The organism is Streptomyces xingningensis (assembly GCF_054957865.1).
Genome location: NZ_JBDJPF010000026.1, coordinates 64,788 through 86,848, shown reverse-complemented (window position 1 = coordinate 86,848; position 22,061 = coordinate 64,788). Strand labels below are relative to the sequence as shown.

Below are 22,061 nucleotides of genomic sequence, written 5' to 3'. Positions count from 1 at the left end.
AGCAGAAAACCCCACGGCGCGAGCCGTAGGAATCCCCCTCGTTTACGAGGGGGAGAAGTCAATTGTCGATGCTCCACTTCAGCCAGCAGTGCCAAGCCCTGGGGCGCTGGCAAGCGTCGCCGGGGTCTCATCTGCCGCGAAGATATACCGAGTGATGGAGCGGTATGGAGCAGTAAGCCGCTATCCACCCATACGTGTTGCACACCAGTGCTCTATGTTGACTTGCATGGCAGGTGAGCAGAGCATTCCACCCATCGACCCAACCAGGGCGGCCTATGTGTATATGCAGGTCGCGGACCACATCGCGGCTCAGATCGAGGGAGGGGAGCTAAAGCTGGGCTCCCGCCTACCAGGAGAACGAGACCTGGCCGAGCAGTACGGGGTCGCGATCGGTACAACCCGCCGTGCGATCCAGGAGCTTCGGGAACGCGGACTCCTGGTCACACTGCCGGCCAAGGGGACCTTCGTCACGGAGCAGCAGCCGGAAAGCCGCTGAGCAGAACACCGATCCGCCCCTAGTCCAGACCCCCGAGCGTATAGCGGTCAAATGCGTCGTACAGATCCTGCTCATCGGGCACCGCACCCTCGACCGAGGACGCCGCGGCCGTGGCGAGCAGTGCGACGAGGCGGGCCAGCGCGGGATACCGCGCCTCGGCGTCGGCGCGTACCGCCTCCGCGCCGGCCAGGAAGGGTGCCGTCGCCGCCTCGCCGAGCGGGCGGTCACCGGTCAGGTACACGGTGCGCGGCCGGTCGGCGATCTCGGCCAACGAGCTGTTGACGGCAAGGCTGTTGAGGCAGTCGAGGGGCCGGGGCCCGGCGGTGTGGTCCACCGCGTGATGCGGTACGGCGCGCACCCGGGCAACCGTCTCCCGGCGGACGGCCGGGGCCAGGTCAGGCCAGACGGCGCCGGAGGGCACATCGGCCAGCGCGGCCGCGGCCCGTCCCTCCGACTCCGCCAGGCGTTCCGTCTCGACGGCGAGCGCGGTGAGGGCGGATTCGGTGACCGTCAGGAAAACGGTGTATTGAGTCATGGCCCCCGACGCTACTTTACTTCTTGATGCAGATCTCACCCTGGCTGTGGTTGGTCAGCGTAGTGGTGTGCGCATGCCCGTCGGCCGTGATGGTGAAGGTGGCGCTGGCCGAGTACTTGTGACACTGCCCCTTCGGCGGCGGCCAGTTGGCCACGACACGTGCCTTGAACTTGTTCGACCCGGAGCCGGAGTTGTGCGCCACCTGGGTGCTTTCCCGGTAGAGGGTGACGGAGATCGAGTAGGAGGGCATCTTCTTCTTACAGCCCTTGAGATCCGCATGCACATTGATGACATCCGGATTGGTATGCGACTCATGGGGCGAGTCCAGTGCGGCCGAACAGGTATCCCATAGCGACAGGAGATCCACCGAGGGGGCGGAGGGTGCCTGGGCCAGGGCCTGGGCCGGGAACGACAAGGCCAGGCAGGCCGCACCGGCGATGGCGCCGCCGGCTACTCCGGCTAATCGCATTCTCATTGATGACCTCCATGGTCCGTGAGCGAGTGCTGAGTCCGTAAAAAACTATGCCCGGGTTTCAACAATCGCCATGAGGTATCAGGCCAGTTGTGGGCGCGCCGGCTCAGGTGTCGCGTCGGCGGAGGAGCAGGTATCCGCCGGTCAGCGCGGCCAGGGTCCAGGCGATCAGGATGAGCAGTCCGGCCCATGGGCCGATCGCCGGGTCCGCCGCCCGGCCCACCGTCATGATCTGCGAGCCGGCGCGGTCGGGGAGAATGCGGGCGACCTGCCTGAGTCCGGGGACCAGGTTCGCCATCGAGGAGAGCACCAGGACCAGCGAGACCACCGCCGTCATGGAAAGGGCCGTACTGCGCAGCACCGTGGCGACTCCGAGCGCGAACAGGCACATCAGGGTGAGGTAGAGCGGGGCGCCCAGCACCGCCCGCAGGGCATCGCCTTCCCACAGGGAGACTCCATAGGGGCCCAATGCCTGCTCGGCCGTCCAGAAGCCGGCAAAGGCCATGACGATGGACAGCGGAAGGGTCACGGCGACGGCGGCGGCGATCTTCCCGCCGAAGAACAGGCCGCGCCGGGGAACGGCCGCCAGCGACACGCGGATCAGTCCGCTCCCGTATTCGCCGCCCATCAGCAGCACCCCGAAGGCGATCAGGCAGAGCTGGCCGAACTGCACTCCGACAAACCCGGCGTTGACCGGATCGAAGTCCGGCCGGACCCGGTCGCTTCCGATGTCGAGGGCATGGCGCACGGAAAGGTTGCCGATCACCGCCGTGGCAATGTTCAGTACGCAGGCCAGGGCGAGTGCGGAGACCATCGACCGCAGCGTCCGTATCTTGGTCAGCTCGGCCCGCAGCACAGCGAGGGGGGAGTTACCGAGCATGTCCCGGCCCCCTGGGGAGTGTCCCGGAGGCGCGGAACTCCGTGGCGTCCGCGGTGAGCCGGAGGAATGCCTCTTCCAACGAGGAGCCGCGGTTGCCCTCGATGAACTCGGCCACGCTTGAATTCGCGAGCAGCCGGCCCCGGCCGATGACGATCAGCCGGTCGGCGGTGATGGCCATTTCGCCCATCAGATGGCTGGAGACCAGAACGGTCCGCCCCTCGGCGGCCAGCTGACGCACGAGGGTCCTGATCCAGTGCATGCCCTCCGGGTCCAGGCCATTGGCCGGTTCATCGAGCAGGAGGATCTCCGGATCGCCCAGCAATGCGGCGGCGATGCCCAGGCGTTGGGCCGTGCCCAGGGAGAGGCCGCCCGCCCGCCTGCTCGCCGCGGGTTCGAGGCCGGTCAGGGCGAGCACTTCGCGCACTCGCCGCCGCCCCAGCCGATGGGTCCGGGCGAGCCACAGCAGGTGGTGATATGCGGTGCGGCTGCGCTGTGCGGCCTTGGCGTCCAGCAGCGCGCCCACCACCCGGAGCGGTTCCCGCAGTTGCCGGTATGGGCGGCCGTTGAGCAGCACCCGGCCGTGGGTCGGGCGGCCGAGTCCCAGGGCGATCCGCAGGGTCGTCGACTTTCCCGCGCCATTGGGGCCGAGAAAGCCGGTCACCTTGCCGGGTTGCACGGAAAATGTCAGGTCGTCGACGGCGACGGTGTCGCCATAGCGCTTGGTCAGCTCCTGGATTTCGATCACGGCTCGACGGTGCCGCATCGGCGGTGCGAGGCCATCGGCCCGCCGGCCGAACTCCGGCTTCCGCCCGGAAGCCGACAACGGCCCGCGAAACAATGCGCTATCCGCCTCCCGGTTGTCATCCTCGGAGCCGAGGCCCCGCGCCCTGGCGCACAGTACGGTCGCCGGGTGGCTGATGATCGTGCCGAGCGGCATCCGATGGTCCGGCGGTGGTGGCAGGTCGAGTCGCCGGCCGTGGACTGGCTGGTCGCGGCCGGGCTCACCGCGCTGTTCGTACTGCTGCTCAGCGCACCACGGGCGGCCGGGACCCCGCTGGTGGCCCGCCTCGTCCTGGCGGCGGCGATGGGGCTGCCGGTCGGCGCACGTCGGCGGTGGCCGGTACCGGTGTTCACGGTGGTGACGGTGGCCTCCCTGGTGGCGGCGTTGTCCGGCATCCTGTCGGAGCCCTTGCTGTCGGTGGCGTACGCCCTGTACTGGGTGGCGGTGACCGTGCGGCCCATACGGTGGGTGCCCACCTCGACGATCGGTGTGGCCAGCGTCGTCTTCCTGCTGGGCGTCGTGCTGGCCGGCACGAGGAACTCCGGCGAACTCCCGCTCCAGGTCGTGGGGTTCCCCCTGGCCGGAATGGTGTGGACGGGCGGGCGGGCCGTCCGGGAACGACGGCTCTACGCGGAGCGCTCGGCACAGCGGCGCACCGCCGACGCCGTCGCGGCGGAAAGGCTGCGGATCGCGCGCGAACTGCATGACATCGTGGCGCATCACATCGGGGTGATCGCGGTCAAGGCGGGCGTCGCCAACCATGTCCTGGCGAAGAGGCCGGAGGAGGCGGGTGCAGCGCTGGGTGTCATCGAGACGGCCAGCCGCATCGCCCTGGCCGAGCTGCGCCATATGCTCGGCGTGCTGCGCTCCCACGGCGGTACGGGTGAGGAGGAGCCCCAACTCCGGCCTCCGCCCGGGCTGTCCGGTCTGCCCGCGCTCATCGAGCACACCGCGACCGCGGGCGTGGAGGTCGAGCTGCACACCCGGAACACCGGGGGCCTGCCCGAAGCGGTGGACCTCTCGGCGTACCGCATCGTCCAGGAGGCCCTGACCAATGTGATCAAGCACGTTGGCCCCACCCGCTGCCGGGTCGGTCTGGTGGCCGACGAGCGCGAGCTGCGGATCGAGGTCACCGACAGCGGGCCCGGTGGGCGGGCGGCCCGGCGGCCGGGCCACTCGGACGGGCATGGCCTGCTCGGCATGCGGGAGCGGGTCGCCCTGCACGGCGGGGAGTTCCGGGCGGGCCCCCGGCCGCACGGTGGGTTCGGGATAGCGGCCCGGCTACCGTTCACCCGGCAGTCCGACTGAGGGGGGACAGCGGTGCGCGAGCCGATCCGGGTGCTGATCGCCGACGATCAGGCGCTGCTCCGGGGGAGTTTCCGGGTGCTGGTCGAGGCGGAGCCGGGCCTGACCGTGGTCGGCGAGGCCGAAACGGGCGTCGCGGCAGTGGAGTTGGCCACGCGCCATCAGCCGGATGTCGTCCTCATGGATGTCCGGATGCCGGAGATGGACGGCATCGAGGCCACCAGGATCATCCGCGGCACCCCGCGGACGGCGGGCGTACGGGTCATGATGCTCACCATGTTCGACCTCGATTCCTATGTGTTCACCGCGCTGCGCGCGGGCGCCTGCGGCTTCCTCCTCAAGGATGTCTCCCCGGCCGAACTGCTGCAGGGAATCCGGGTGGTGGCCGCCGGTGAGAGCCTGCTCGCCCCGTCGGTCACCCGGCGCCTGGTCGCCGAGTTCTGCCGGCGCCCCGAGCCCCTGCCGCGGGTGCCGACCGAGCTGGCCGGGCTGACGGCCCGGGAGCGTGAGGTGCTGCTGCTGGTGGCACAGGGGCTGGCGAACGGCGAGATCGCCCGGCGGTTGCAGGTCAGCCCGGCCACGGTGAAGACGCATCTCGGCCATCTCTTCGACAAGTTGGGCGTCCGGGACCGCGTCCAGCTGGTGATCATCGGCTATGAGACCGGGCTGGTCCGGGCGGGCGACCGCTGAGCGGTGTTGGGGGCGTGCCCGCCGCCCCTCCGGGCGGCGGGCACGGGCAGGAGCCTCAGCCCCGGCCGGAGGTACGGCGCCGGGTGGCGTAGACCGCCGCGCCGCCCGCGAGGACGAGCGCTGCCGCGCCGCCCGCGAGGGGGGCGGTGGGGGTGCTCGATCCGGTGTTGGCCAGGGCATCCTCGCCGTTGCCGGTGACGCCGCCCTTGGCGCCGCCGGAGCCACCGGTGCCGGCGTCGCCGGTGTTGGCGTCACCGCCGTTGGTGCCCTTGCCGGTGGAGTCGGCGGAGGAACCCGAGCTGCCGTCCGGGAGTTGGGCGTTCTTGTCCACGGCGATCGCGGCGGTGACCGGGTCGACCGCGTCACCGACGTGATAGCTGCCGAACATCTTGACGCCCTGCGCGGTCACCGTCGCGGGGACGGCGGAGAGGGTGATGACACCGTCCTTCGCCTTGAGCGCGTCCGTCGGAAGCTTGAGATCCGCGAGCGGCATTCCGGCGGTGTTGACGACCTGCCCGGATTTGCGGTCCACCGAGGAGACATCGGCGTACACCGTGCCGGTGGCGCCGGTCACCTTGATCTTCAGCTTGCTGAGCTTGGTGTCCAGCTTCCAGGTCCCCTTCTCCTGGTGGCCGAGGAAGCGGACCATTCCGTCGAAGGACGCGTCCAGGGTGGCGGCGGAGGCGTCATAGCTGCCGGTGCCCTTGATGAAGCGGTAGCCGTCACCGGACTTCTGGGCGCCGGCGGAGAGTTCGACCTTGCCGTTGGCCATGCTGCCGGTGACATAGTCCCGGAAGGACTTCTTGACGCCCCAGTCCAGGTTGCCGTCGTAGACGGTGCCGGACTCGGCGGCGGCCTTGGGCGAGCCCGAAGAGGTGGACCCCAAGGAGGTGGACGGGGCCGACGGGGCGGGCGAGTTCGAGGGGGCCGGCGACTCGGCCGCGTTCATCGCGCCCGCCGCATCGACCGGCTTCTTCGGCGGCTTGGGCGGCACCGGCTTCTGCGGGCTGCCGGTGCGCACCGAGAGGGTGGCCGGGTCGAGGGGGTCGCCCGCCTTGTAGAACGGTATGTCCTTGCCGTTCTTGTGGTAGACAAACGCCTTTGCCCCGGCCGCCGTCAGCTTCGCCGGGATCTTGGCGAAGGTCATGGTGCCCTTGGCGCCGCCACCCGGCTTGACCTTGGACAGGTCCAGCGAGGCGACGGCAACTCCCTTGCGGGTCTTGCCGTCCGCCGTGACATCGGCGGTGATGCTGCCGGTCTTCGCCTTGGTCGCCAGCTTCAGATTGGCGAACTTGATGTCGAGCTCCCAGCCACCGCCCTTCTTGGGGTGGCCGAGGAAGCGCACACTGCCCTTGAAGGTGGTGGCCACGGCGTGCTGCGACAGGTCATAGCTGCCCTTGCCGCCGGTGAAGGTGAACGCGCCGTTCTTGGCGGCCTGCTTGGCGCCGTCGGCGACCTGGATCTTGCCACCGGAGATGGGGCCGGTGACGTAGTCGCGGAAGGACTCCCGTACCCCCCAGGTCAGGGTGCCGTCCTTGAGTTCGATCTTCGGCGGCCCACCGGCCGCCGCCGGAGCGGGGACGTCCGCATAGGCGGGTGTGGTGAGGGCCGTGGCGCCGAGCATCGTCGCCGTGGCGACGGCGGCGGCGAGGGCCAGCGGGCGGCGGATGACTGCCATGGTGCGGATCTCCTTGGAAGGGGGCAAGGACAAGAAACGTAGTAAAGCGAAAGGACGTTCGGGAAGGGTGAACCGGGGCGTTCACCTGGCGTTCTTGCGGCGGGCCCGCAGCACCAGGTAGCCGATGGCCGCCACGGCCAGTACACCCGCGCCGGTCGCGGCGAGCGGGGCGGTGAGTGAGGAGTCCGACGCGGCGGAGGCGGAAGCGGGCTTGCCGGAGGGCCTGGCGGAGGGCTCGGCCGCGGGCCCATGGCCCACATCGGGCAGCGGCGGCAGCTTTGCCTTGCCGTCGAGGGGGACGGCCAGCGAGACCGGATCCATCTCCGCGCCCTCCTGGTACATCCCCGCGAAGGCCTTCGCCCCCCGGGCGGTGAGCTTGGCCGGGGCCTCGGTCAGCGATGCGAGCCCGTCCTTGGGTTGGAGACCGGAGGCGTCAAAGGTGACCAGGGGCACCCCCTTGTCCGTCCCTCTGCCACCCTGGGTCACATCCGCCGTCAAGGTGCCCGTGCGGCCCTTCACCTCGACCTTGACCGCGCCCAGCGCGAGGTCGAGGTCCTTGCCGGTGAAGCGGAGGGTGCCGGTGAACGAGGCGTCCAGGGCGGCGTCTTCGGCCTGGTAGGTGCCCTTGCCGCGAGGGAAGCGGAAGAGGGCGCCGCCGTCCTGGGCACCGTCGGTCAGCTTCCAGGAGCCCTGGGCGATGGAGCCGGTGACATACTCGCGGAAGGTGCGGCGGACGCCCCAGTCCACGGCCGCGCCGGTGAACTCGCCTGGTCCGGCGGGCCGTTGCGCATCGGTGGACGCCGGGGCGGAGGGTGCAGGCCTGCCCCCGGCCACGATGTCGGCCGAGAGGTTCAGCGGGTCCAGGGGCGTACCGGCGGTGTAGTAGCCCGCGAACGCCTCCGCGCCCCGGGCGGTGAGCTTGGCGGGGATGCTGGAGAGGTTGACGGCCGTACCGCCGCCCTTCAGGTTCACCCCGGACAGGTCGAGGTCGGCCAGCGGGACCCGGGAGGCCGCGGTGACCTTGCCGGTGCCCTTGGCCTTGCTGGTCAGGTCGGCGTAGAGGGTGCCGCCGGAGCCCGAGATCCTGACCCGCGGATTGCCGATGGTGAGGTCGAGTTGGTGGGAGCCGTCCGCCTGCCCATGTCCGGTGAAGTGCACTCCGCCGGAGAAGCCCGCCTCGAAGGCTCCGGTGCCGGGCTGGTAGGTGCCCTTGGCGGAGTGGAAGCGGAACTGGCTGCTGCCGATGGTCGCCGCGCCGTCCCGCAGTTCCCAACTGCCCTGGGCGATGGGCCCGGTGACATAGCTCTGGAAGGAGGACTTGATGCCCCAGTCCAGCCGCCCGCCGGACACCTCGCGGCTCTCCGCCGCGTGTGCCACCGAGAACGGCAGCAGGGCAGCGATCAGTGCCGTGAGGAATACGGCGACCGGTGCGCGGGCAGGTCTGCAGGGCGACATCGAGAACCTTTCCGAGTGGACCGGGAACCGATCCGGCATAGCGATTTAGGTAAGGCTAACCTAAACTACGCTGGCATCGGTCGTACACCCCATCCACAGCGGAAAGGCAGCACAGTGCATCAACAGCAGCCGTTGGGCGCACCGATACGCATGTCGCGCGTCATCGGCGCCCTGCTCGCCCTTGCTGTCCTCCTCACCGGCTGTGGCTCCACGGAGAGCGGCAGCGCCCCCGCCGCCAAGGCGAGCAACGGCCGGGCCGACCGGGTGGAACCCCTGGCGGGCAAGCCCAGACCCCAACTCCCGGTCAGCGTGCGCTCCGCCGACGGCAAGGACATCACCGTGCACAGCGCGGACCGGATTGTTCCGCTGACCGGCTCGCTCTCCGAGATCGTCTTCACCCTCGGGCTCGGGGACCGGGTGGTGGCCCGGGACATCACCGCCACCTTCGCGCAGGCGGAGAAGCTCCCGGTGGTCACCCGGGCGCACGATGTCTCGGCGGAGAGCGTGCTCTCCCTCAAGCCCACGGTGGTACTGGCCGAGACCACGACCGGGCCCGCCGAGGCCCTCGGGCAGATCCGGGCCGCCGGGATCCCGGTGGTGGTCTTCGACCCGGCCAAGCAGCTCTCGGACGTGGGTGCGCGCATCGACAGGGTCTCGGCCGCGCTGGGAGTGCGGGCGGCCGGAAGCGAGTTGGGCAAGCGCACCGAGGAGCGCATCGACAAGGTGAAGCGGGGTGTTCCCCGGGGCGGCGGGCCCCGGGTCGCCTTCCTCTATCTGCGCGGCACGGCATCCGTCTATCTCCTCGCCGGTGCCGGTTCCGGGGCGGATTCGCTGATCGAGGCGGCGGGCGGGGTGGACGCGGGCAAGGAGTCGGGGCTGAAGCGGGACTTCACCCCCATCACCAGCGAGGCACTGGTCAAGGCGGCGCCGGACGTCATCCTGGTGATGACCAAGGGCCTCGCCTCGGTCGGCGGGGTGGACGGCCTGTTGAAGATCCCGGGCGTCGGGCAGACCCCGGCGGGCCTGGACCGCCGGGTCGCGGCCATCGACGACGGAGTGCTGCTCAACTTCGGTCCGCGCACGGATGAGGTGCTCGCCTCGCTGGTCGAGCAGATCCACCAGGGCGGCAAGTGACATGACCACCATGGCCGAAGCCCTCCCCGCGACGCGTCGGCGGTCCCGGCGGACGTTCCTGCTCACCTGCGCGATGGCCGCCGTCCTGGTGGCGCTCTGTCTGCTGTCGGCCGGAATCGGCGCCTATGACATCCCGGTCGGCGAGGTGGTGGGCTCGGTGCTGCACCGAGTCGGCCTCGGCGGGGCGGAGTTGGACCGGGTCGGCGAGAGCGTGCTGTGGAATGTACGGCTGCCCCGGGTGGTGCTGGCCCTGCTGGTGGGGGCCTCGCTGGGGTGCGCGGGTGCGCTGATGCAGGGTGTCTTCGGCAATCCGCTGGCCGAGCCGGGGGTGATCGGCATCTCGTCGGGTGCGGCGGTCGGCGCGGTGGCCTCGATCGCGCTGGGGCTGGGCTTCTTCGGCAACTGGACGATCACGGCCTGTGCGTTCGCGGGCGGCCTGGTGACCGTGCTGACGGTGTATCTGCTGTCCCGCTCGGGCGGTCGTACCGAGGTGGTCACACTGCTGCTCACCGGCATCGCGGCGAATGCCTTCGCGATGGCGCTGATCGGGCTGGGCGTCTTTGTCGCGGACAATGCGCAGATCTCGCAGATCACCTTCTGGCAGCTCGGTTCGCTCGCCCAGGCGACCTGGCCGAAGGTGCTGGCGGTGCTGCCGTGTGCGCTGGTGGGGCTGGCCGTCGCCCCGCTGTACGGGCGGAAGTTGGATCTCCTGGCGCTCGGCGAGCGGCCCGCGCGCCATCTGGGGGTGGATGTGGAGCGGCTGCGCCTGGTGCTGGTGCTGGTCGTGGCGCTGCTGACGGCGGCGGCGGTGGCGGTGGCCGGGATCATCAGCTTTGTGGGGCTGCTGGTGCCGCATCTGCTGCGGATGGCGGCGGGGCCGGGGCATCGGTTCCTCATTCCGGGCAGTGCGCTGGGGGGTGCGGTGGTGCTGGTCGCGGCCGACCTGGCGGCCCGTACGGCCGTCCAGCCCGCGGAGCTGCCGCTGGGGGTGCTGACGGCGCTGATCGGGAGCCCGTTCTTCTTCTGGCTGCTGCGGAAGTCCCGGCGACGGCAGGGGGGTTGGCGGTGAGGGCGCGCTCCCAGCCCTCGGCCACCGCACCGGCAAGGAGACCCCACATGCTCAAGTCCCTCTTCACCTCCCGAACCCCCAGCCTTCCCGCCCCCTCCCCCATCGGCACCCCCCGTGCCGAGGCCCGCGCCCTGCGCGTCCGGCTGGGGGCGCGCACCGTGCTGGCGGAGGCCGAACTCTGCGTCGCCGCCGGTGAATTCGTGGCGCTCGTCGGGCCGAACGGCGCGGGCAAGTCCACGCTGCTCGCCGCGCTCGCGGGCGATCTGCCCGCCGAGTCCGGCGAGGTGCTCGTCGACGGCCGCCCCGTCACCGACTGGGAGCCCGGCGAACTCGCGCTGCGCCGCGCCGTGCTGCCGCAGTCGGCGGAGCTGTCGTTCCCGTTCACCGTCGAGGAGGTGGTCCGCATGGGGCGCGCCCCGTGGGCCGGGACGGCGGCCGAGAACGCCGAGAACGAGGACGACCCGGCCGTATGGGCCGCGATGGCCGCCACCGAGGTGGCCGATTTCGCCCCCCGCCCCTTCGCCGCGCTGTCCGGCGGCGAACGCGCCCGGGTCGCGCTGGCCCGCGTACTGGCCCAGCGCACCCCGCTGTTGCTGCTCGACGAGCCGACCGCCGCGCTGGACCTGCGCCATCAGGAGCTGGTCATGCGGATCTGCCGGGAGCGGGCCGCGGCCGGTGACGCGGTGGTGGTCGTCCTGCACGACCTGGGGCTCGCGGGTGCCCACGCGGACCGGGTCGCCGTACTGCACCAGGGGCGCATCGCGGCCGACGGCCCGCCCGCGAAGGTCTTCCAAGCGGAGTTGCTGAGCCGGGTCTACGCCCAGCCCATCGAGGTCATCGAGCATCCCCGCACCGGCGAACCCCTGGTGCTCCCCAGGCGTGAGAGCCGGATCACATCACCCGAGGGTAAAGGCCAGGCAAGGCTCAGGTAAGTTAGGTCAGCCTAATTCGACATGTTCTTTCGGCCATGTCGGCATATCGGCCTATCCGACTTCCCCGAGCCAGCCCTGGAGCCCGAATGCGTGCCCTCCGCTCCTCCGTCGTCACCGCCGTCGCGGCGGTGGCGGCCCTGACCGCCGTGTCCGGCTGTGCCGAGAAGTCGGACTCCAAGGACTCCGACGCCGTCAACGTCAAGGCGTCCGACGACAAGTGCGAGGTCTCCAGGACCTCGTTCCCGGCGGGCCACGTCAAGATCAATGTCCAGAACAAGGGCTCCAAGGTCACCGAGGTCTACGTCTACGCCCCGGACGACCGCATCGTCACCGAGCGCGAGAACATCGGCCCGGGCACCAGGGCGGAGATCACCGCGACGATCAAGGCCGGTTCCTATGAGATCGCCTGCAAGCCCGGGATGAAGGGCGACGGCATCCGGCAGAAGATCACCGTGTCCGGCGGCGGCGAGCAGCGGAAGGCCGACCCGGAGCTCGACAAGGCGGTCGCGGCGTACCGCAAGTACGTCCAGCAGCAGGCCGACGAGTCCATACCGGCGGCTCAGAAGTTCGTGGCCGCCGTCAAGAAGGGCGACCTGGACGAGGCGAAGAAGGCCTACGCCCCGTCCCGCGTCGGCTGGGAGCGCACCGAGCCGGTCGCCGAGTCCTTCGGTGACATCGACCCCAAGGTCGACGTCCGCGAGGACGGCCTGGAGAAGGGGCAGCAGTGGACCGGCTGGCACCGGCTGGAGAAGTCCCTGTGGGACACCAAGAAGATCACCGATGCGGACAAGGCCCTCGCCGACCGGCTGCTGGCGGACCTTCAGGGCTGGCAGAAGCGCGTCGGCACCGCCGAGATCACCCCGACCAGCATGGCCAACGGCGCCAAGGAACTCCTCGACGAGGTCTACCGGAACAAGATCACCGGTGAGGAGGAGCGTTACAGCCACACCGACCTGGTCGACTTCGAAGGCAATGTGGACGGCGCGGAGCAGGCCTACCAGCTGCTGAAGCCGGTCGCCGCCAAGCACGACCCGGCGCTCGTCAAGGAGTTGGACAAGCAGTTCGCGGCCGTCAAGAAGGCGCTGGACGCGCACCGCGAGGGCGATGGCTTCGCCTCCTACGAGACCGTCGGCAAGGACGGCCGCAAGAAGCTGTCGGACGTGGTCAACGCGCTCTCCGAGCCGCTGTCCAAGCTCGCCGCGGCCGTCGCCAAGTGACCGGGTCGCCCGAGATGTCCGAAGCGAAGACCAACCCGAAGCCCTCCCGCCGGGCGCTGCTCGGCTGGGGCGGTGCCGGGCTGGCGCTGGGTGCCGCCGCGGCCGGGGGCACGGCCACCGCGCTGAACCTCGGCAAGGACGCCGCGCCCGCCGCCTCCGCCGGGGACGCCGTCCCCTTCCACGGCGCACACCAGGCGGGCATCGCCACGCCCGTGCAGGACCGGCTGCACTTCGCGGCCTTCGATGTCACCACCGGCGACCGGGGCCAACTGGTCGGGCTGCTCAAGGAGTGGACGGCCGCGGCCGCCCGGATGACCGCCGGTCACGAGGTCGGCGACGGTGCGGGCGGCGGGTACGCCGACAATGCAGAGCTGCCGCCGGACGACACCGGCGAGGCGCTCGGCCTCAAGCCCTCCCGGCTGACCCTGACCTTCGGCATCGGCCCCGGCCTGTTCGAGAAGGACGGCAAGGACCGCTTCGGCCTCCGGGCCCGGCGCCCCAAGGCCCTGGTCGACCTGCCCGCATTCAAGGGCGACAACCTCGACCCGGCGCGCAGCGGCGGCGACTTGTGCGTCCAGGCCTGTGCAGACGACCCGCAGGTCGCGGTGCACGCGATCCGCAACCTGGCCCGGATCGGCATGGGCCGGGTGGCCATCCGCTGGTCGCAGCTCGGCTTCGGCAAGACGTCCTCGACCACGCCGGACGCGCAGACCCCGCGCAACATGATGGGTTTCAAGGACGGCACCCGGAACATCGCGGGCACCGAGACCGCCCGGCTCGACAAGCACGTCTGGGTCGGCGAACAGGACGGCGCCGGCTGGATGACCGGCGGCTCGTACCTCGTCGCCCGCCGCATCCGGATGCACATCGAGACCTGGGACCGGGCCTCGCTCAAGGAGCAGGAGGACACCTTCGGCCGGGACAAGGCCGAGGGTGCCCCGCAGGGCAGGCAGCGCGAGCACGACGAGCCCGACCTGAGGGCGATGAAGCCGGACGCCCATGTGCGGCTCGCCCACCCGGACAGCAACGGCGGCGTGACGATCCTGCGCCGCGGCTACTCCTTCACGGACGGCACGGACGGTCTGGGGCGGCTCGACGCGGGCCTGTTCTTCATCGCCTACCAGCGCGATATACGGGACGGATTCATACCGCTGCAGACCCAATTGTCCCGCTCCGACGCCCTCAACGAGTACATCCAGCACGTGGGTTCGGCGGTCTTCGCCGTGCCGCCGGGCGTCCGCACCAAGGACGACTGGTGGGGCAGGGCCCTCTTCAGCTGACGGTCTCCCGACGTAAGGAGAAAGCCGCGTGTTCGGCAACTATCTGATCGGCCTGCGCGAGGGCCTGGAGGCCAGCCTGGTCGTCTGCATCCTCGTCGCCTACCTGGTGAAGACCGGGCGCAAGGACGCGCTGCGCCCGGTCTGGCTCGGCATTTCCGCGGCCGTGCTGCTGAGCATGGCCTTCGGTGCCCTGCTCCAGTACGGCTCGCACACCATGACCTTCGAGGCACAGGAGATGCTCGGCGGCTCGCTGTCCATCGTCGCCGTCGGCCTGGTGACCTGGATGGTCTTCTGGATGCGGCGCACCGCGCGGCACTTGAGGAAGGAGCTGCACGGCAAGCTGGACGCGGCACTCGCGATGGGCACCACCGCGCTGGTCGTCACGGCGTTCCTGGCGGTGGGCCGGGAGGGCCTGGAGACCGCGCTGTTCATCTGGACGGCCGTGCAGGCCACCGACGACGGGGTACGGCCGCTGGTCGGCGCCCTGTTGGGGCTGCTGACCGCCGTGGTGCTGGGCTGGCTGTTCTACCGCGGCGCGGTGAAGATCAACCTGGCGAAGTTCTTCACCTGGACCGGCGGCATGCTGATCGTGGTGGCGGCGGGTGTGCTCGCCTATGGCTTCCACGACCTCCAGGAGGCCGATGCGCTGCCGGGCCTGGGCAGCAAGGCCTTTGACATCAGCGACCAGATCCCGGTGGACAGTTGGTACGGCACCCTGTTGAAGGGAGTCTTCAACTTCCAGCCGGACCCGACCTGGCTGCAGGTCGCCGTCTGGGCGCTGTATCTGGTCCCCACGCTGCTGGTGTTCTTCGCCCCCGGTAGGGTTGCCCGGACGCCGCTCCTTGACGGGCACACCCCGGCCGACGCGGCACTGGCAGCCCCCGAGGAGGACAAGCCCGATGCGACGCCGGCCGCGCCCGAGACTGTTTCCGTGGCTGGCGGCACTGACGGTACCGCCCATGCTGGTGGCGACCGGGTGCGTGACGGTGCACGGCGAGCGGGAGATCATCCCGTCGGTGAGCAGGGCTGAAGCCCCCAAGGTCCTCCGGGAGTTCACGGCGGGCTATACCGAGGCGTACCGCAGGCTCGACCCGGCCCTGGTGGACCGGGTCGAGACCGGTGCGCTGGCCGAGATGGGCAAGGCCGATCTGGCCGCCCAGCGGGCGGCGACCCCCAAGGGCAATCCGGGGTATCCGCCCCTGGTGCTCGACGACGCCAGGTTCGCCATTCCGCAGCTGGCCGGCTGGCCCAAGTTCTTTGTCGCGGACACCCACAGCAACCGGGACGGCAACCGCTGGCTGGTGGCCTTCACCCGGGCCGGCGCCAAGGAGCCGTGGAAGGCCGCATATCTGTCGATCATGACCGCCGACCGGGTGCCCAAGTTCTCCACGGACAAGGACGGTTACGTACTTCCGGCGCCCCCGGGCGCGGATCTCACCGTGCCGCCGTCCGCGGTGAGCGACGCCTACACCAGCTATCTGCGCACCGGTGCGGGCGAGGTCTTCGCTCCCAGCGGCCCGACCTCGCAGGCGCGCGCAGACCGGGCCAGGCTGGCCCGTACGCCCGGCTTCTGGACCGAGTACATCGACACCCCTGACGGGCCCCCGGGCTTCCCCCCGCTGGGTCTGCGCACCCGGGACGGCGGTGCGCTGGTCTTCTTCACCGCGCACCACCGGGAGAAGCGCACCATGGCCAAGGGGCTGCGCCCGGCGGTCACCGATGCCCGCACCAAGGCGCTGCTGACCGGGGAGCTGAGGACCGCGGTCACCTACACCCGGGTCTCGGAGTCGGCGGTGCGGATACCCGCGAAGCCGGCCGGCGGCCGAATAGCCTTCCTCAACCGCATCGAGGCCATGACGGCGGCGAAGGGCGAGTAGGGCGTGTCCGATGCGCCGGTCACCGTCAACGGCCCATGGGCCAGGCCGCATGGTGCTCGTGGTCGTCCCCCGCGTACTGCGCGCAGGCGTCGGTCAGCGCCTCCAGCAGCGTCAGCGGATCCGGCAGCGCCCGCTCCGGCCCGTGCAGCCATGCCACCTGCGCGTCGTCACCCGGCAGCAGGGACGGCGGCAGCAGTACATAGCTCCCCCGGCAGTGCCAGCGCAGCCCCGGGTGCTCGTCCATCGTCTCGGGATGGCAGTCCAGTTCGCAGGGCCACCACTCGTCCTCGTCATCCGGAGTGCCCCGGGTCGCAGTGAAGAACAGCATGCGGTCGGGTGCCACGGTGGCGACCGGCCCGACCTCGATGCCCGCCGCGGCCAGCCGGTCCAGGGCCTGCCGGCCCGCCTGGGCCGGTACGTCCAGCACATCGTGGGCGATGCCGGTGGCCGTGATGAAGTTGGCCTCCGGCTGGCTGCGCAGCCACTTGGTGACCTTCTCCAAGTCGGTGGTGGCGAGCGTCTGCCAGGCGAACGAGACGGGATGCCTGCCGGGGGTGGGACAGCCGATGCGCTCACAGGAACAGCCGTAGCCGGACGGGTGCGCGGCGGGTGCCAGCGGGAATCCGGCGGCGGCCGCGGCCAGGAGCAGTTCCTCGCGGGCGGCTCCGGTCGCCGCCCCCGTACCCGTATCGCCGCCCGCTCCGCTCCTGGGACGGCGCAGCCACTGGGAGAATCTGCTCTTGCGTTCCATCTATCCCCTCACTTCGACCGCGTTCTCCCATGCTGCCACCATCCTGGGCCCGGCGTGACCGCCGGGCACATCCGGGAGTGTGACACCGGCCGCTTCAGCGGGCGGTGAGCCCGCGCAGGGTGAGGTCCACGAGGGCGTCGGCGTACTCATGCGTCAGGGGCAGGGTGCGCAGCAGCCAGCGGTGGGCGAGCGGGCCGGTGAGCAGTTCGAGGGCGATGCGGGGGTCGAAGTCCGCGCCGATGTGCCCGGCCTCCTGGGCGGCGCGCAACCGGGTGGCGTAGAGCCCGAGCCCCGGTTCCAGCACCCGTGCCACGAACTGGGCGCAGAGCTCCGGGTTGACAATGCTCTCGGCGGCCAGGGCGCGGTAGGCCGCGTCGTACCTCGGGCTGTTGAGCTCGTCGACGGTGGCGCGCAGCACCAGCTTGAGGTCGGCTTCCAGGTCGCCGGTGTCCGGGAGTTCGGCCTGCTCGGCGGTGTTCTCCTCGCCGAGGGCGATAAAGGCGTCGAGCAGGACGGCGGCCTTGGAAGGCCACCAGCGGTAGATCGTCTGCTTGCCGACGCCCGCCCGGGCGGCGATGGCCTCGATGGTGAGCCGCTGATAGCCGGTCTCGCCGACGAGTTCGAGTGCGGCGTCGAGGATCGCGCGCCGGGAGCGCTCACTGCGGCGCGTGGCGTCGGGGGTGTTCTTGGAGGCCATGGGCGGCAGCCTAGCGGGAGATCAAGGCGAGACGGTTCGTCTCATTAAGTGTTGACAAGACGATCCGTCCCATGCGGCAATGGGTAACACGACAGCGAGACGATACGTCTCGTCAAGGTGATGACGAAAGGAGACCCCATGACCCGGGGAAACAACGGCAATCTGCTCGGCGTCGGCGGCACCCGCAGCAAGCTCTCCCGCACGGCACTCCGCGGCACGGCCCAAGGCGGCCGGGGCAACCGCGGCATCGACGCGAACGCACAGAAGCGCGAGCTGCTGCGCACGTTGCGCGAAGGACGCTCCGGCACCACGGATGCATAACGGATGCATAGGGGGCCACCAGCTGTAAACCACCCGTACGGTTCATGCGCACAGGTCGCCGAGCATGGACGATTTGGGCACGTACGACAGCCGCGTACGTGCCCAACATCATCCTGAGGAGCGCTACTTGCCTACCGCACCACGTGCGGCCACCCCTCGCCGCTTTCTGATGTGCCCGCCCACCCACTTCAAGGTCACCTACTCGATCAACCCCTGGATGGACCCCGCCAAGCCCGTCGACCTGCCGCTCGCCCTCACCCAGTGGGAAGAGCTGCGCGACCGCTACCGCGCCCTCGGCCACACCGTCGAGGAGCTCCAACCCCGCCCCGGACTCCCCGACATGGTCTTCGCCGCCAATGGCGCCACCGTCGTCGACGGCCGCGTCCTGGGCGCCCGCTTCGCCCACCCCGAACGCGTCCCCGAGGCCGCCGTCCACACCGACTGGTTCCGCGCCCACGGCTACGCCGAGGTCCGCGAGCCCGAGCACATCAACGAGGGCGAGGGAGACTTCGCCGTCACCGCCTCCTGGCTGCTCGCCGGGCGCGGCTTCCGCAGCAGCCCGCTCTCCCACCCCGAGGCCCAGGAGTTCTTCGGCCGCCCCGTGATCGGCCTCGACCTGGTCAACCCCCGCTACTACCACCTCGATACGGCCCTGTGCGTCCTCGACGGGGACGAGGTCATGTACTACCCGGGCGCCTTCTCCCCGGGCAGCCGGGCGGTCCTGGCCAGACTCTTCCCCGACGCGCTGATCGCAAGCGAGGAGGACGCCGCGGCCCTCGGCCTCAACGCCGTCAGCGACGGCCGCCATGTGCTGCTCCCCCAGGCCGCGGTGGGACTCTTCGCACCCCTGCGGGAGCGGGGCTTCGAGCCCATCGCCATGGACCTCGGCGAACTGCTGAAGGGAGGCGGCAGCGTGAAGTGCTGCACACAGGAACTGCGTTAGAGCTTTCACGACCGGGGGCGCCGCGCCCGGCGACCCCCGGCGATCTCACTGACGTACGACTGCACCCCTTACTCCAAGCGACGGGGGCTGGCGGTCTCAGCCCCCCAGGCTCACGCGTGGTTCAGCGGCAGCACCATCGCATACAGCTCAGGAGCTCCGGGGAATGGCGGTGTGGTCTCCCCCACCATCTGGTAACCCCAAGCCTCATAAAGCGCAAGCACCTTGGGATGTTCCTGGTGCACCAGGAGCGTGACACGCTCCTCGCTCCGCCCTGCCAGCAGTTCATCGTGGATGTATCGCGCGCACCCAACGCCGCGCCACGGCGCGCGAACCATGAGTTCGGACAAGGCGAAGGTTCTGGTACCGGTCTCGGTGACAAAAGCGGTATCAGGAGGCGGTTCGACTCCCGCCCACCAAGTCGTCGCCTCGCTGAGTGGAGCGCCATACGAGTAGCCCACCGGCTGCCCGTCCTGGAATCCAACGACACAGTCGAAATAGGGCTGGGCAGCCCAGTGGTCGAGAAAGCCGGCGAACTGCGCGCGGCCAGCCAGTGGATCATTGCTCCCGGCATAGACCTCGTCGTGGATATCCAGCAGGAGCTCGTGGACGGAGGCGACCTCCTGCCCTGTGTAGTGCCGCAACTCGTAGTCCGTTATTGCGCTCATGTGTGTCCTTTCGGTCAACAGTTGAGAGCCGCCGCTACTTGATTGAGACGCCATTTGATGCGACTACTGGTGACAGTCGCAGTCTTGGCGACGGCAACACTGGCCGCAGCTTGTTCGACGTCACCCCGAACAAGCTGTAGCTCAGCAAGGAGCACGGTGTAGTAGGCGCGATTGCGGGTATCGAGCGGCTACCCGTCGCCCCGGGCCCACCGGTCGACCCAGGCCGCCTCCTCCGCGAGCGCGGTGGCCGCCGCCTCCCGGCTGCGGAGCGAGTGCCCTTCACCGGGCAGGATCACCAAGCGGCACGGTGTCCCCAGGGCGGTGAGCGAGCGGAAGAGCAGGGTGGCGTGGTCGACCGGGGTGGCCGGGTTGGCGTCCTCGCGTCCGTGCAGCAGCAGCACGGGGCGGCAGATGCGGGACGCGCAGCGGATGGCGTCGAAGTCGTGGTAGAGGGAGGGTGCCTCCCATAGGGTGCGGGTCTCGTGCTGGAAGCCCAGTGGTGTCCAACTGCGGCAGTACGCACCGGAGATGGCGGTCGCACAGGCGAAGAGCGCGGTGTCGGCGAGCGCGATCAGCGCGAGGGTGGCGCCGAAGCTGTGGCCGTGCACGGTCAGCCGGGTGGCGTCCACATGGTCGCCGAGACGGGTGACGGCGGTGGTGATGAGTTCGCACAGGCGAGGGCGGATGTCCTCGTCGGGTGTTCCGGGCCACCAGGGAAGGGCGAGGTGGAGGGTGGCGACGGCATAGCCGCAGTGGGCCAGTGGGCGGGGGCGGGGCACGGCGGAGGAGGCGGGGAGGGCGAGTCCGCCGGAGAGTTCGACCACGGTGGCGAACGGCCGGTCCGTGCGGCGCGGTGGCTGGAGGGTGAGCCGGGTCCGGCCGGTGCCGGTCGGGTCGCCGAGGTCGATGCGGGAGCGGGGCGCGCGGCGGCGGCGCACCGGTGAGCCGGGGTGCAGGGAGGCCAACTCCCCGGCCGGGGAGGCGATCCGGATGGTGCCGGTGTGCCAGTCGCCGACGCTGACGAAGGCTGCGTTGTCGGGCAGGCGCAGCCGGTGCACCGCGGTCAGGGTGCCGGGTTCGGTCTGCTGCAGCAGGCTGATCCCCGTGCGGTCGGTGACGACGAGCCGGAGCGGATCGGTGCCCGGGCACGGGGGCGCGATCAGCCGTAGGGAGCCGCGGCGCTGGCCGCGTAGCCGCCAGGTGCGGATGGACTGGCCCGCGGTGGCCAGTACCAGCCGGAGGCCGGAGCGTTCCCGGATGAGCACCCAGAGGCCGTTGGGATCCGGCTGTGACCACAGCCGTCGGGCGGGCCACCGCCCTTGGGGGCCGCGGTCCTCCCCCGACAGGCCGACCTGGGTGCGGTGGCTCTCCAGCAGGATCAGCCGTCCGGTCCCGCTCCAGGTGAAGTCAGCGATGGGGCCGGTCAGTTCGGTGCATGAGCCGTGCGGCTCCAGGATGGTGAGGCCGACGGGCGTTCCCAGGGCCAGCCGGCCCGTCTCCCGGCTCCACCGGGCCCTGGTGTACGCGCCGGGGGGTACCGGGAGGCGGCGTCGGTCCAGGGTGTGGAGATCGATGGTCCACAGGGCGGCGGGCGGGGGGTCGGTGGCGAGGCGGACCCGGGTGCCGGGGGCCGCCTCATAGATCCATGGGGCATCGGCGCCGGGCGGCTCGGGCTCGGGCGGCTCGGGGACGGACACCACAAGCAGCCCGGCACCTGCCCAACCCAGTGGCCTGCCCCGTCCGTTGAGCTCGGTGACGGCCCCGGTGGCGGTGTCGAGGACGATGGCGCTGCCGTCGGTGCGCTGACCGGCGACCGTCGATCCGTCCGGCGACCACGCGCAGACCGTGGGACGCAGCCACAGCCCCGGCACCGGCCGCAGGCCGCCGTCCGGCCCGGCCAGCCGCACCGGGCAGGCGTCGGACGGGACTCCGGCGGGCGGGTGGGCGGCGTGGCTGAACAGCAGCGCCGTCCGCCCGTCGGGGCTGTGCCGGGCGCTCACCCCGGTGTCGGCGGCGAGCAGGGTGAGCACCCGGGAATGGACGCTCACCCGGTGGCGCGCAGCAGGTCGCGGATGGTGGCAATGCCGACGGCCGGACCGTAGACCCGCCGGCCGTCGGAGCGGTAGCCGACCGCAGCGGGCACCGCGCCGCCCGCCTCGGCCATCGCCGCCTTCTCGGCGTCCTTGCCACCGGGGAGCTGGTCGATCAGCCGGAACTCCACGGGGTGTGCGGAGATGGCGGTGAGCTGCTCCCGGTGGGTCCACAGGCCCTTGCAGTGCGGGCAGTTGGTGGAGCCGTAGATGACGATGCGCTCGATCAGCGGGATCCTCGCCGGGTCGGTGGCCCGTCGTTCGGCCCGGGCCTGGGGCCACCACAGCCCCAGGGCCGCCGCCGCGCCGGTGAGCGCGGCATCCGCCGCGCCGAGGGAGGCGGTGGTGATGGGTACCGAGACGACCGCGGTCAGCGCGGCGGCGGCGGCGCAGGCCGCCGCGTGCCCGTAGCCGAAGCGGGTGGTGATCCCGGCGCCGAAGCAGCCGCAGTTGCGGCCGCGCAGCACCAACGCGGCCACCGCGTAGGCCAGGTACAGGGCCGCCGTCAGTACGCCGCGCAGCCGTACGCTCATCGGGACGAGGTCCAGCAGGACGACCATGGCCTCGGCCAGGACCACCGGTACCGGGCCGGCCGGCCGGGCGGCCCGCCCCCGGACCGGCCAGCGCAGCTGGGTGCGCTGCCAGTCCAGCAGCTTGGCGGTCAGGCTGAAGGCCAGTACGGCAACACCCGCCGCCGCGAGGACGGCAACTGCGGTCATCGGCATCACCGTTCACCTCCTGGCTCTCCGGCCAACTCGCCCGGCTCACGTCTGCGATGCCGCAGCGCCGCCCG

General features: G+C 70.8%; 23 protein-coding genes. 12 read left to right on the top strand and 11 right to left on the bottom strand.

Going from position 1 to position 22,061, the window contains the following annotated elements:
• Window positions 1-226: 226 nt before the first annotated feature.
• Window positions 227-496, top strand: coding sequence for a GntR family transcriptional regulator (locus ABCR83_RS16015; protein WP_462695679.1), 270 nt, complete (start codon window positions 227-229; stop codon window positions 494-496).
• Between the two features lie 19 nt (window positions 497-515).
• Here the strand turns inward: ABCR83_RS16015 and ABCR83_RS16010 are convergent, their stop codons facing one another.
• The 4 genes from ABCR83_RS16010 to ABCR83_RS15995 all read right to left on the bottom strand — a co-directional run bounded on the left by ABCR83_RS16010 (window position 516) and on the right by ABCR83_RS15995 (window position 3,128).
• Window positions 516-1,031, bottom strand: coding sequence for a hypothetical protein (locus ABCR83_RS16010; protein ID WP_462695678.1), 516 nt, complete (start codon window positions 1,029-1,031; stop codon window positions 516-518).
• Between the two features lie 16 nt (window positions 1,032-1,047).
• Window positions 1,048-1,506 carry a hypothetical protein gene (locus ABCR83_RS16005; protein ID WP_462695677.1) on the bottom strand — a complete coding sequence of 153 codons (459 nt, stop codon included), beginning with the start codon at window positions 1,504-1,506 and terminating at the stop codon, window positions 1,048-1,050.
• A gap of 103 nt (window positions 1,507-1,609) precedes the next feature.
• On the bottom strand, window positions 1,610-2,383 hold the full coding sequence (locus tag ABCR83_RS16000) for an ABC transporter permease subunit (protein ID WP_462695676.1): 774 nt from the start codon (window positions 2,381-2,383) through the stop codon (window positions 1,610-1,612).
• Window positions 2,373-3,128, bottom strand: a complete 756-nt coding sequence (locus tag ABCR83_RS15995) for an ABC transporter ATP-binding protein (protein WP_462695675.1) — start codon at window positions 3,126-3,128, stop codon at window positions 2,373-2,375. Before ABCR83_RS15995 ends, ABCR83_RS16000 begins: the two co-directional genes overlap by 11 nt.
• Window positions 3,129-3,293: 165 nt before the next feature.
• On the opposite strand from ABCR83_RS15995, the gene ABCR83_RS15990 reads away from it, so the two are divergent.
• Entirely contained in the window at window positions 3,294-4,472 is a 1,179-nt protein-coding gene (locus tag ABCR83_RS15990) for a sensor histidine kinase (RefSeq protein WP_462695674.1), read from the top strand.
• 12 nt (window positions 4,473-4,484) lie between these two features.
• On the top strand, window positions 4,485-5,159 hold the full coding sequence (locus ABCR83_RS15985) for a response regulator (RefSeq protein ID WP_462695673.1): 675 nt from the start codon (window positions 4,485-4,487) through the stop codon (window positions 5,157-5,159).
• Between the two features lie 55 nt (window positions 5,160-5,214).
• Here the strand turns inward: ABCR83_RS15985 and ABCR83_RS15980 are convergent, their stop codons facing one another.
• On the bottom strand, window positions 5,215-6,837 hold the full coding sequence (locus ABCR83_RS15980; protein WP_462695672.1) for an HtaA domain-containing protein: 1,623 nt from the start codon (window positions 6,835-6,837) through the stop codon (window positions 5,215-5,217).
• Between the two features lie 81 nt (window positions 6,838-6,918).
• Window positions 6,919-8,292 carry an HtaA domain-containing protein gene (locus ABCR83_RS15975; protein WP_462695671.1) on the bottom strand — a complete coding sequence of 458 codons (1,374 nt, stop codon included), beginning with the start codon at window positions 8,290-8,292 and terminating at the stop codon, window positions 6,919-6,921.
• A gap of 150 nt (window positions 8,293-8,442) precedes the next feature.
• Here ABCR83_RS15975 and ABCR83_RS15970 point away from each other — a divergent pair, with 150 nt between their 5' ends.
• The 7 genes from ABCR83_RS15970 to ABCR83_RS15940 all read left to right on the top strand — a co-directional run bounded on the left by ABCR83_RS15970 (window position 8,443) and on the right by ABCR83_RS15940 (window position 15,801).
• The gene (locus ABCR83_RS15970) at window positions 8,443-9,426 is read left to right on the top strand and encodes a heme/hemin ABC transporter substrate-binding protein (RefSeq protein WP_462695670.1); all 984 of its coding nucleotides are present in this window, start codon (window positions 8,443-8,445) and stop codon (window positions 9,424-9,426) included.
• Between the two features lie 10 nt (window positions 9,427-9,436).
• Window positions 9,437-10,495, top strand: coding sequence for a FecCD family ABC transporter permease (locus ABCR83_RS15965; RefSeq protein WP_462695669.1), 1,059 nt, complete (start codon window positions 9,437-9,439; stop codon window positions 10,493-10,495).
• Between the two features lie 47 nt (window positions 10,496-10,542).
• On the top strand, window positions 10,543-11,427 hold the full coding sequence (locus tag ABCR83_RS15960; protein ID WP_462695668.1) for a heme ABC transporter ATP-binding protein: 885 nt from the start codon (window positions 10,543-10,545) through the stop codon (window positions 11,425-11,427).
• 86 nt (window positions 11,428-11,513) lie between these two features.
• Window positions 11,514-12,644 (top strand): iron uptake system protein EfeO, encoded by a 1,131-nt coding sequence (gene efeO / locus ABCR83_RS15955; RefSeq protein ID WP_462695667.1) that lies wholly within the window; start codon window positions 11,514-11,516, stop codon window positions 12,642-12,644.
• 14 nt (window positions 12,645-12,658) lie between these two features.
• Window positions 12,659-13,924, top strand: a complete 1,266-nt coding sequence (gene efeB / locus ABCR83_RS15950) for an iron uptake transporter deferrochelatase/peroxidase subunit (RefSeq protein WP_462695666.1) — start codon at window positions 12,659-12,661, stop codon at window positions 13,922-13,924.
• A 28-nt stretch (window positions 13,925-13,952) separates the two neighbouring features.
• Complete coding sequence (efeU, locus tag ABCR83_RS15945; RefSeq protein WP_462695665.1) at window positions 13,953-14,954, top strand: iron uptake transporter permease EfeU; 1,002 nt, start codon at window positions 13,953-13,955, stop codon at window positions 14,952-14,954.
• The gene (locus tag ABCR83_RS15940; protein WP_462695664.1) at window positions 14,884-15,801 is read left to right on the top strand and encodes an SCO2278 family lipoprotein; all 918 of its coding nucleotides are present in this window, start codon (window positions 14,884-14,886) and stop codon (window positions 15,799-15,801) included. The genes efeU and ABCR83_RS15940 overlap by 71 nt, the downstream gene beginning before the upstream one ends.
• Window positions 15,802-15,826: 25 nt before the next feature.
• On the opposite strand, the gene ABCR83_RS15935 is transcribed toward ABCR83_RS15940, so the two are convergent.
• Complete coding sequence (locus ABCR83_RS15935) at window positions 15,827-16,552, bottom strand: bifunctional DNA primase/polymerase (protein ID WP_462695663.1); 726 nt, start codon at window positions 16,550-16,552, stop codon at window positions 15,827-15,829.
• A 94-nt stretch (window positions 16,553-16,646) separates the two neighbouring features.
• Window positions 16,647-17,249 (bottom strand): TetR/AcrR family transcriptional regulator, encoded by a 603-nt coding sequence (locus ABCR83_RS15930; protein ID WP_462695662.1) that lies wholly within the window; start codon window positions 17,247-17,249, stop codon window positions 16,647-16,649.
• A 138-nt stretch (window positions 17,250-17,387) separates the two neighbouring features.
• Between ABCR83_RS15930 and ABCR83_RS15925 the strand changes: the two genes are divergently transcribed.
• Both ABCR83_RS15925 and ddaH read left to right on the top strand, forming a co-directional pair.
• Entirely contained in the window at window positions 17,388-17,570 is a 183-nt protein-coding gene (locus tag ABCR83_RS15925) for a DUF6243 family protein (RefSeq protein ID WP_462695661.1), read from the top strand.
• 127 nt (window positions 17,571-17,697) lie between these two features.
• Complete coding sequence (gene ddaH, locus ABCR83_RS15920; protein ID WP_462695660.1) at window positions 17,698-18,513, top strand: dimethylargininase; 816 nt, start codon at window positions 17,698-17,700, stop codon at window positions 18,511-18,513.
• A 110-nt stretch (window positions 18,514-18,623) separates the two neighbouring features.
• Here the strand turns inward: ddaH and ABCR83_RS15915 are convergent, their stop codons facing one another.
• The 3 genes from ABCR83_RS15915 to ABCR83_RS15905 form a co-directional block, all read right to left on the bottom strand.
• Window positions 18,624-19,178 carry a GNAT family N-acetyltransferase gene (locus ABCR83_RS15915; protein ID WP_462695659.1) on the bottom strand — a complete coding sequence of 185 codons (555 nt, stop codon included), beginning with the start codon at window positions 19,176-19,178 and terminating at the stop codon, window positions 18,624-18,626.
• Window positions 19,179-19,366: 188 nt separating this feature from the next.
• Window positions 19,367-21,226, bottom strand: coding sequence for a S9 family peptidase (locus ABCR83_RS15910; protein ID WP_462695658.1), 1,860 nt, complete (start codon window positions 21,224-21,226; stop codon window positions 19,367-19,369).
• Entirely contained in the window at window positions 21,223-21,987 is a 765-nt protein-coding gene (locus ABCR83_RS15905) for a DsbA family protein (protein ID WP_462695657.1), read from the bottom strand. The genes ABCR83_RS15910 and ABCR83_RS15905 overlap by 4 nt, the downstream gene beginning before the upstream one ends.
• Window positions 21,988-22,061 lie beyond the last annotated feature (74 nt).

Coding starts and splice junctions, on each gene's coding strand:
- ABCR83_RS16015 (WP_462695679.1), top strand. CDS start 227: ATGGCAGGTGAGCAGAGCATTCCACCCATCGACCCAACCAGGGCGGCC.
- ABCR83_RS16010 (WP_462695678.1), bottom strand. CDS start 1,031: ATGACTCAATACACCGTTTTCCTGACGGTCACCGAATCCGCCCTCACC.
- ABCR83_RS16005 (WP_462695677.1), bottom strand. CDS start 1,506: ATGAGAATGCGATTAGCCGGAGTAGCCGGCGGCGCCATCGCCGGTGCG.
- ABCR83_RS16000 (WP_462695676.1), bottom strand. CDS start 2,383: ATGCTCGGTAACTCCCCCCTCGCTGTGCTGCGGGCCGAGCTGACCAAG.
- ABCR83_RS15980 (WP_462695672.1), bottom strand. CDS start 6,837: ATGGCAGTCATCCGCCGCCCGCTGGCCCTCGCCGCCGCCGTCGCCACG.
- ABCR83_RS15975 (WP_462695671.1), bottom strand. CDS start 8,292: ATGTCGCCCTGCAGACCTGCCCGCGCACCGGTCGCCGTATTCCTCACG.
- ABCR83_RS15970 (WP_462695670.1), top strand. CDS start 8,443: ATGTCGCGCGTCATCGGCGCCCTGCTCGCCCTTGCTGTCCTCCTCACC.
- ABCR83_RS15965 (WP_462695669.1), top strand. CDS start 9,437: ATGGCCGAAGCCCTCCCCGCGACGCGTCGGCGGTCCCGGCGGACGTTC.
- ABCR83_RS15960 (WP_462695668.1), top strand. CDS start 10,543: ATGCTCAAGTCCCTCTTCACCTCCCGAACCCCCAGCCTTCCCGCCCCC.
- efeO (WP_462695667.1), top strand. CDS start 11,514: ATGCGTGCCCTCCGCTCCTCCGTCGTCACCGCCGTCGCGGCGGTGGCG.
- efeB (WP_462695666.1), top strand. CDS start 12,659: ATGTCCGAAGCGAAGACCAACCCGAAGCCCTCCCGCCGGGCGCTGCTC.
- ABCR83_RS15940 (WP_462695664.1), top strand. CDS start 14,884: ATGCTGGTGGCGACCGGGTGCGTGACGGTGCACGGCGAGCGGGAGATC.
- ABCR83_RS15935 (WP_462695663.1), bottom strand. CDS start 16,552: ATGGAACGCAAGAGCAGATTCTCCCAGTGGCTGCGCCGTCCCAGGAGC.
- ABCR83_RS15930 (WP_462695662.1), bottom strand. CDS start 17,249: ATGGCCTCCAAGAACACCCCCGACGCCACGCGCCGCAGTGAGCGCTCC.
- ABCR83_RS15925 (WP_462695661.1), top strand. CDS start 17,388: ATGACCCGGGGAAACAACGGCAATCTGCTCGGCGTCGGCGGCACCCGC.
- ABCR83_RS15915 (WP_462695659.1), bottom strand. CDS start 19,178: ATGAGCGCAATAACGGACTACGAGTTGCGGCACTACACAGGGCAGGAG.
- ABCR83_RS15905 (WP_462695657.1), bottom strand. CDS start 21,987: ATGACCGCAGTTGCCGTCCTCGCGGCGGCGGGTGTTGCCGTACTGGCC.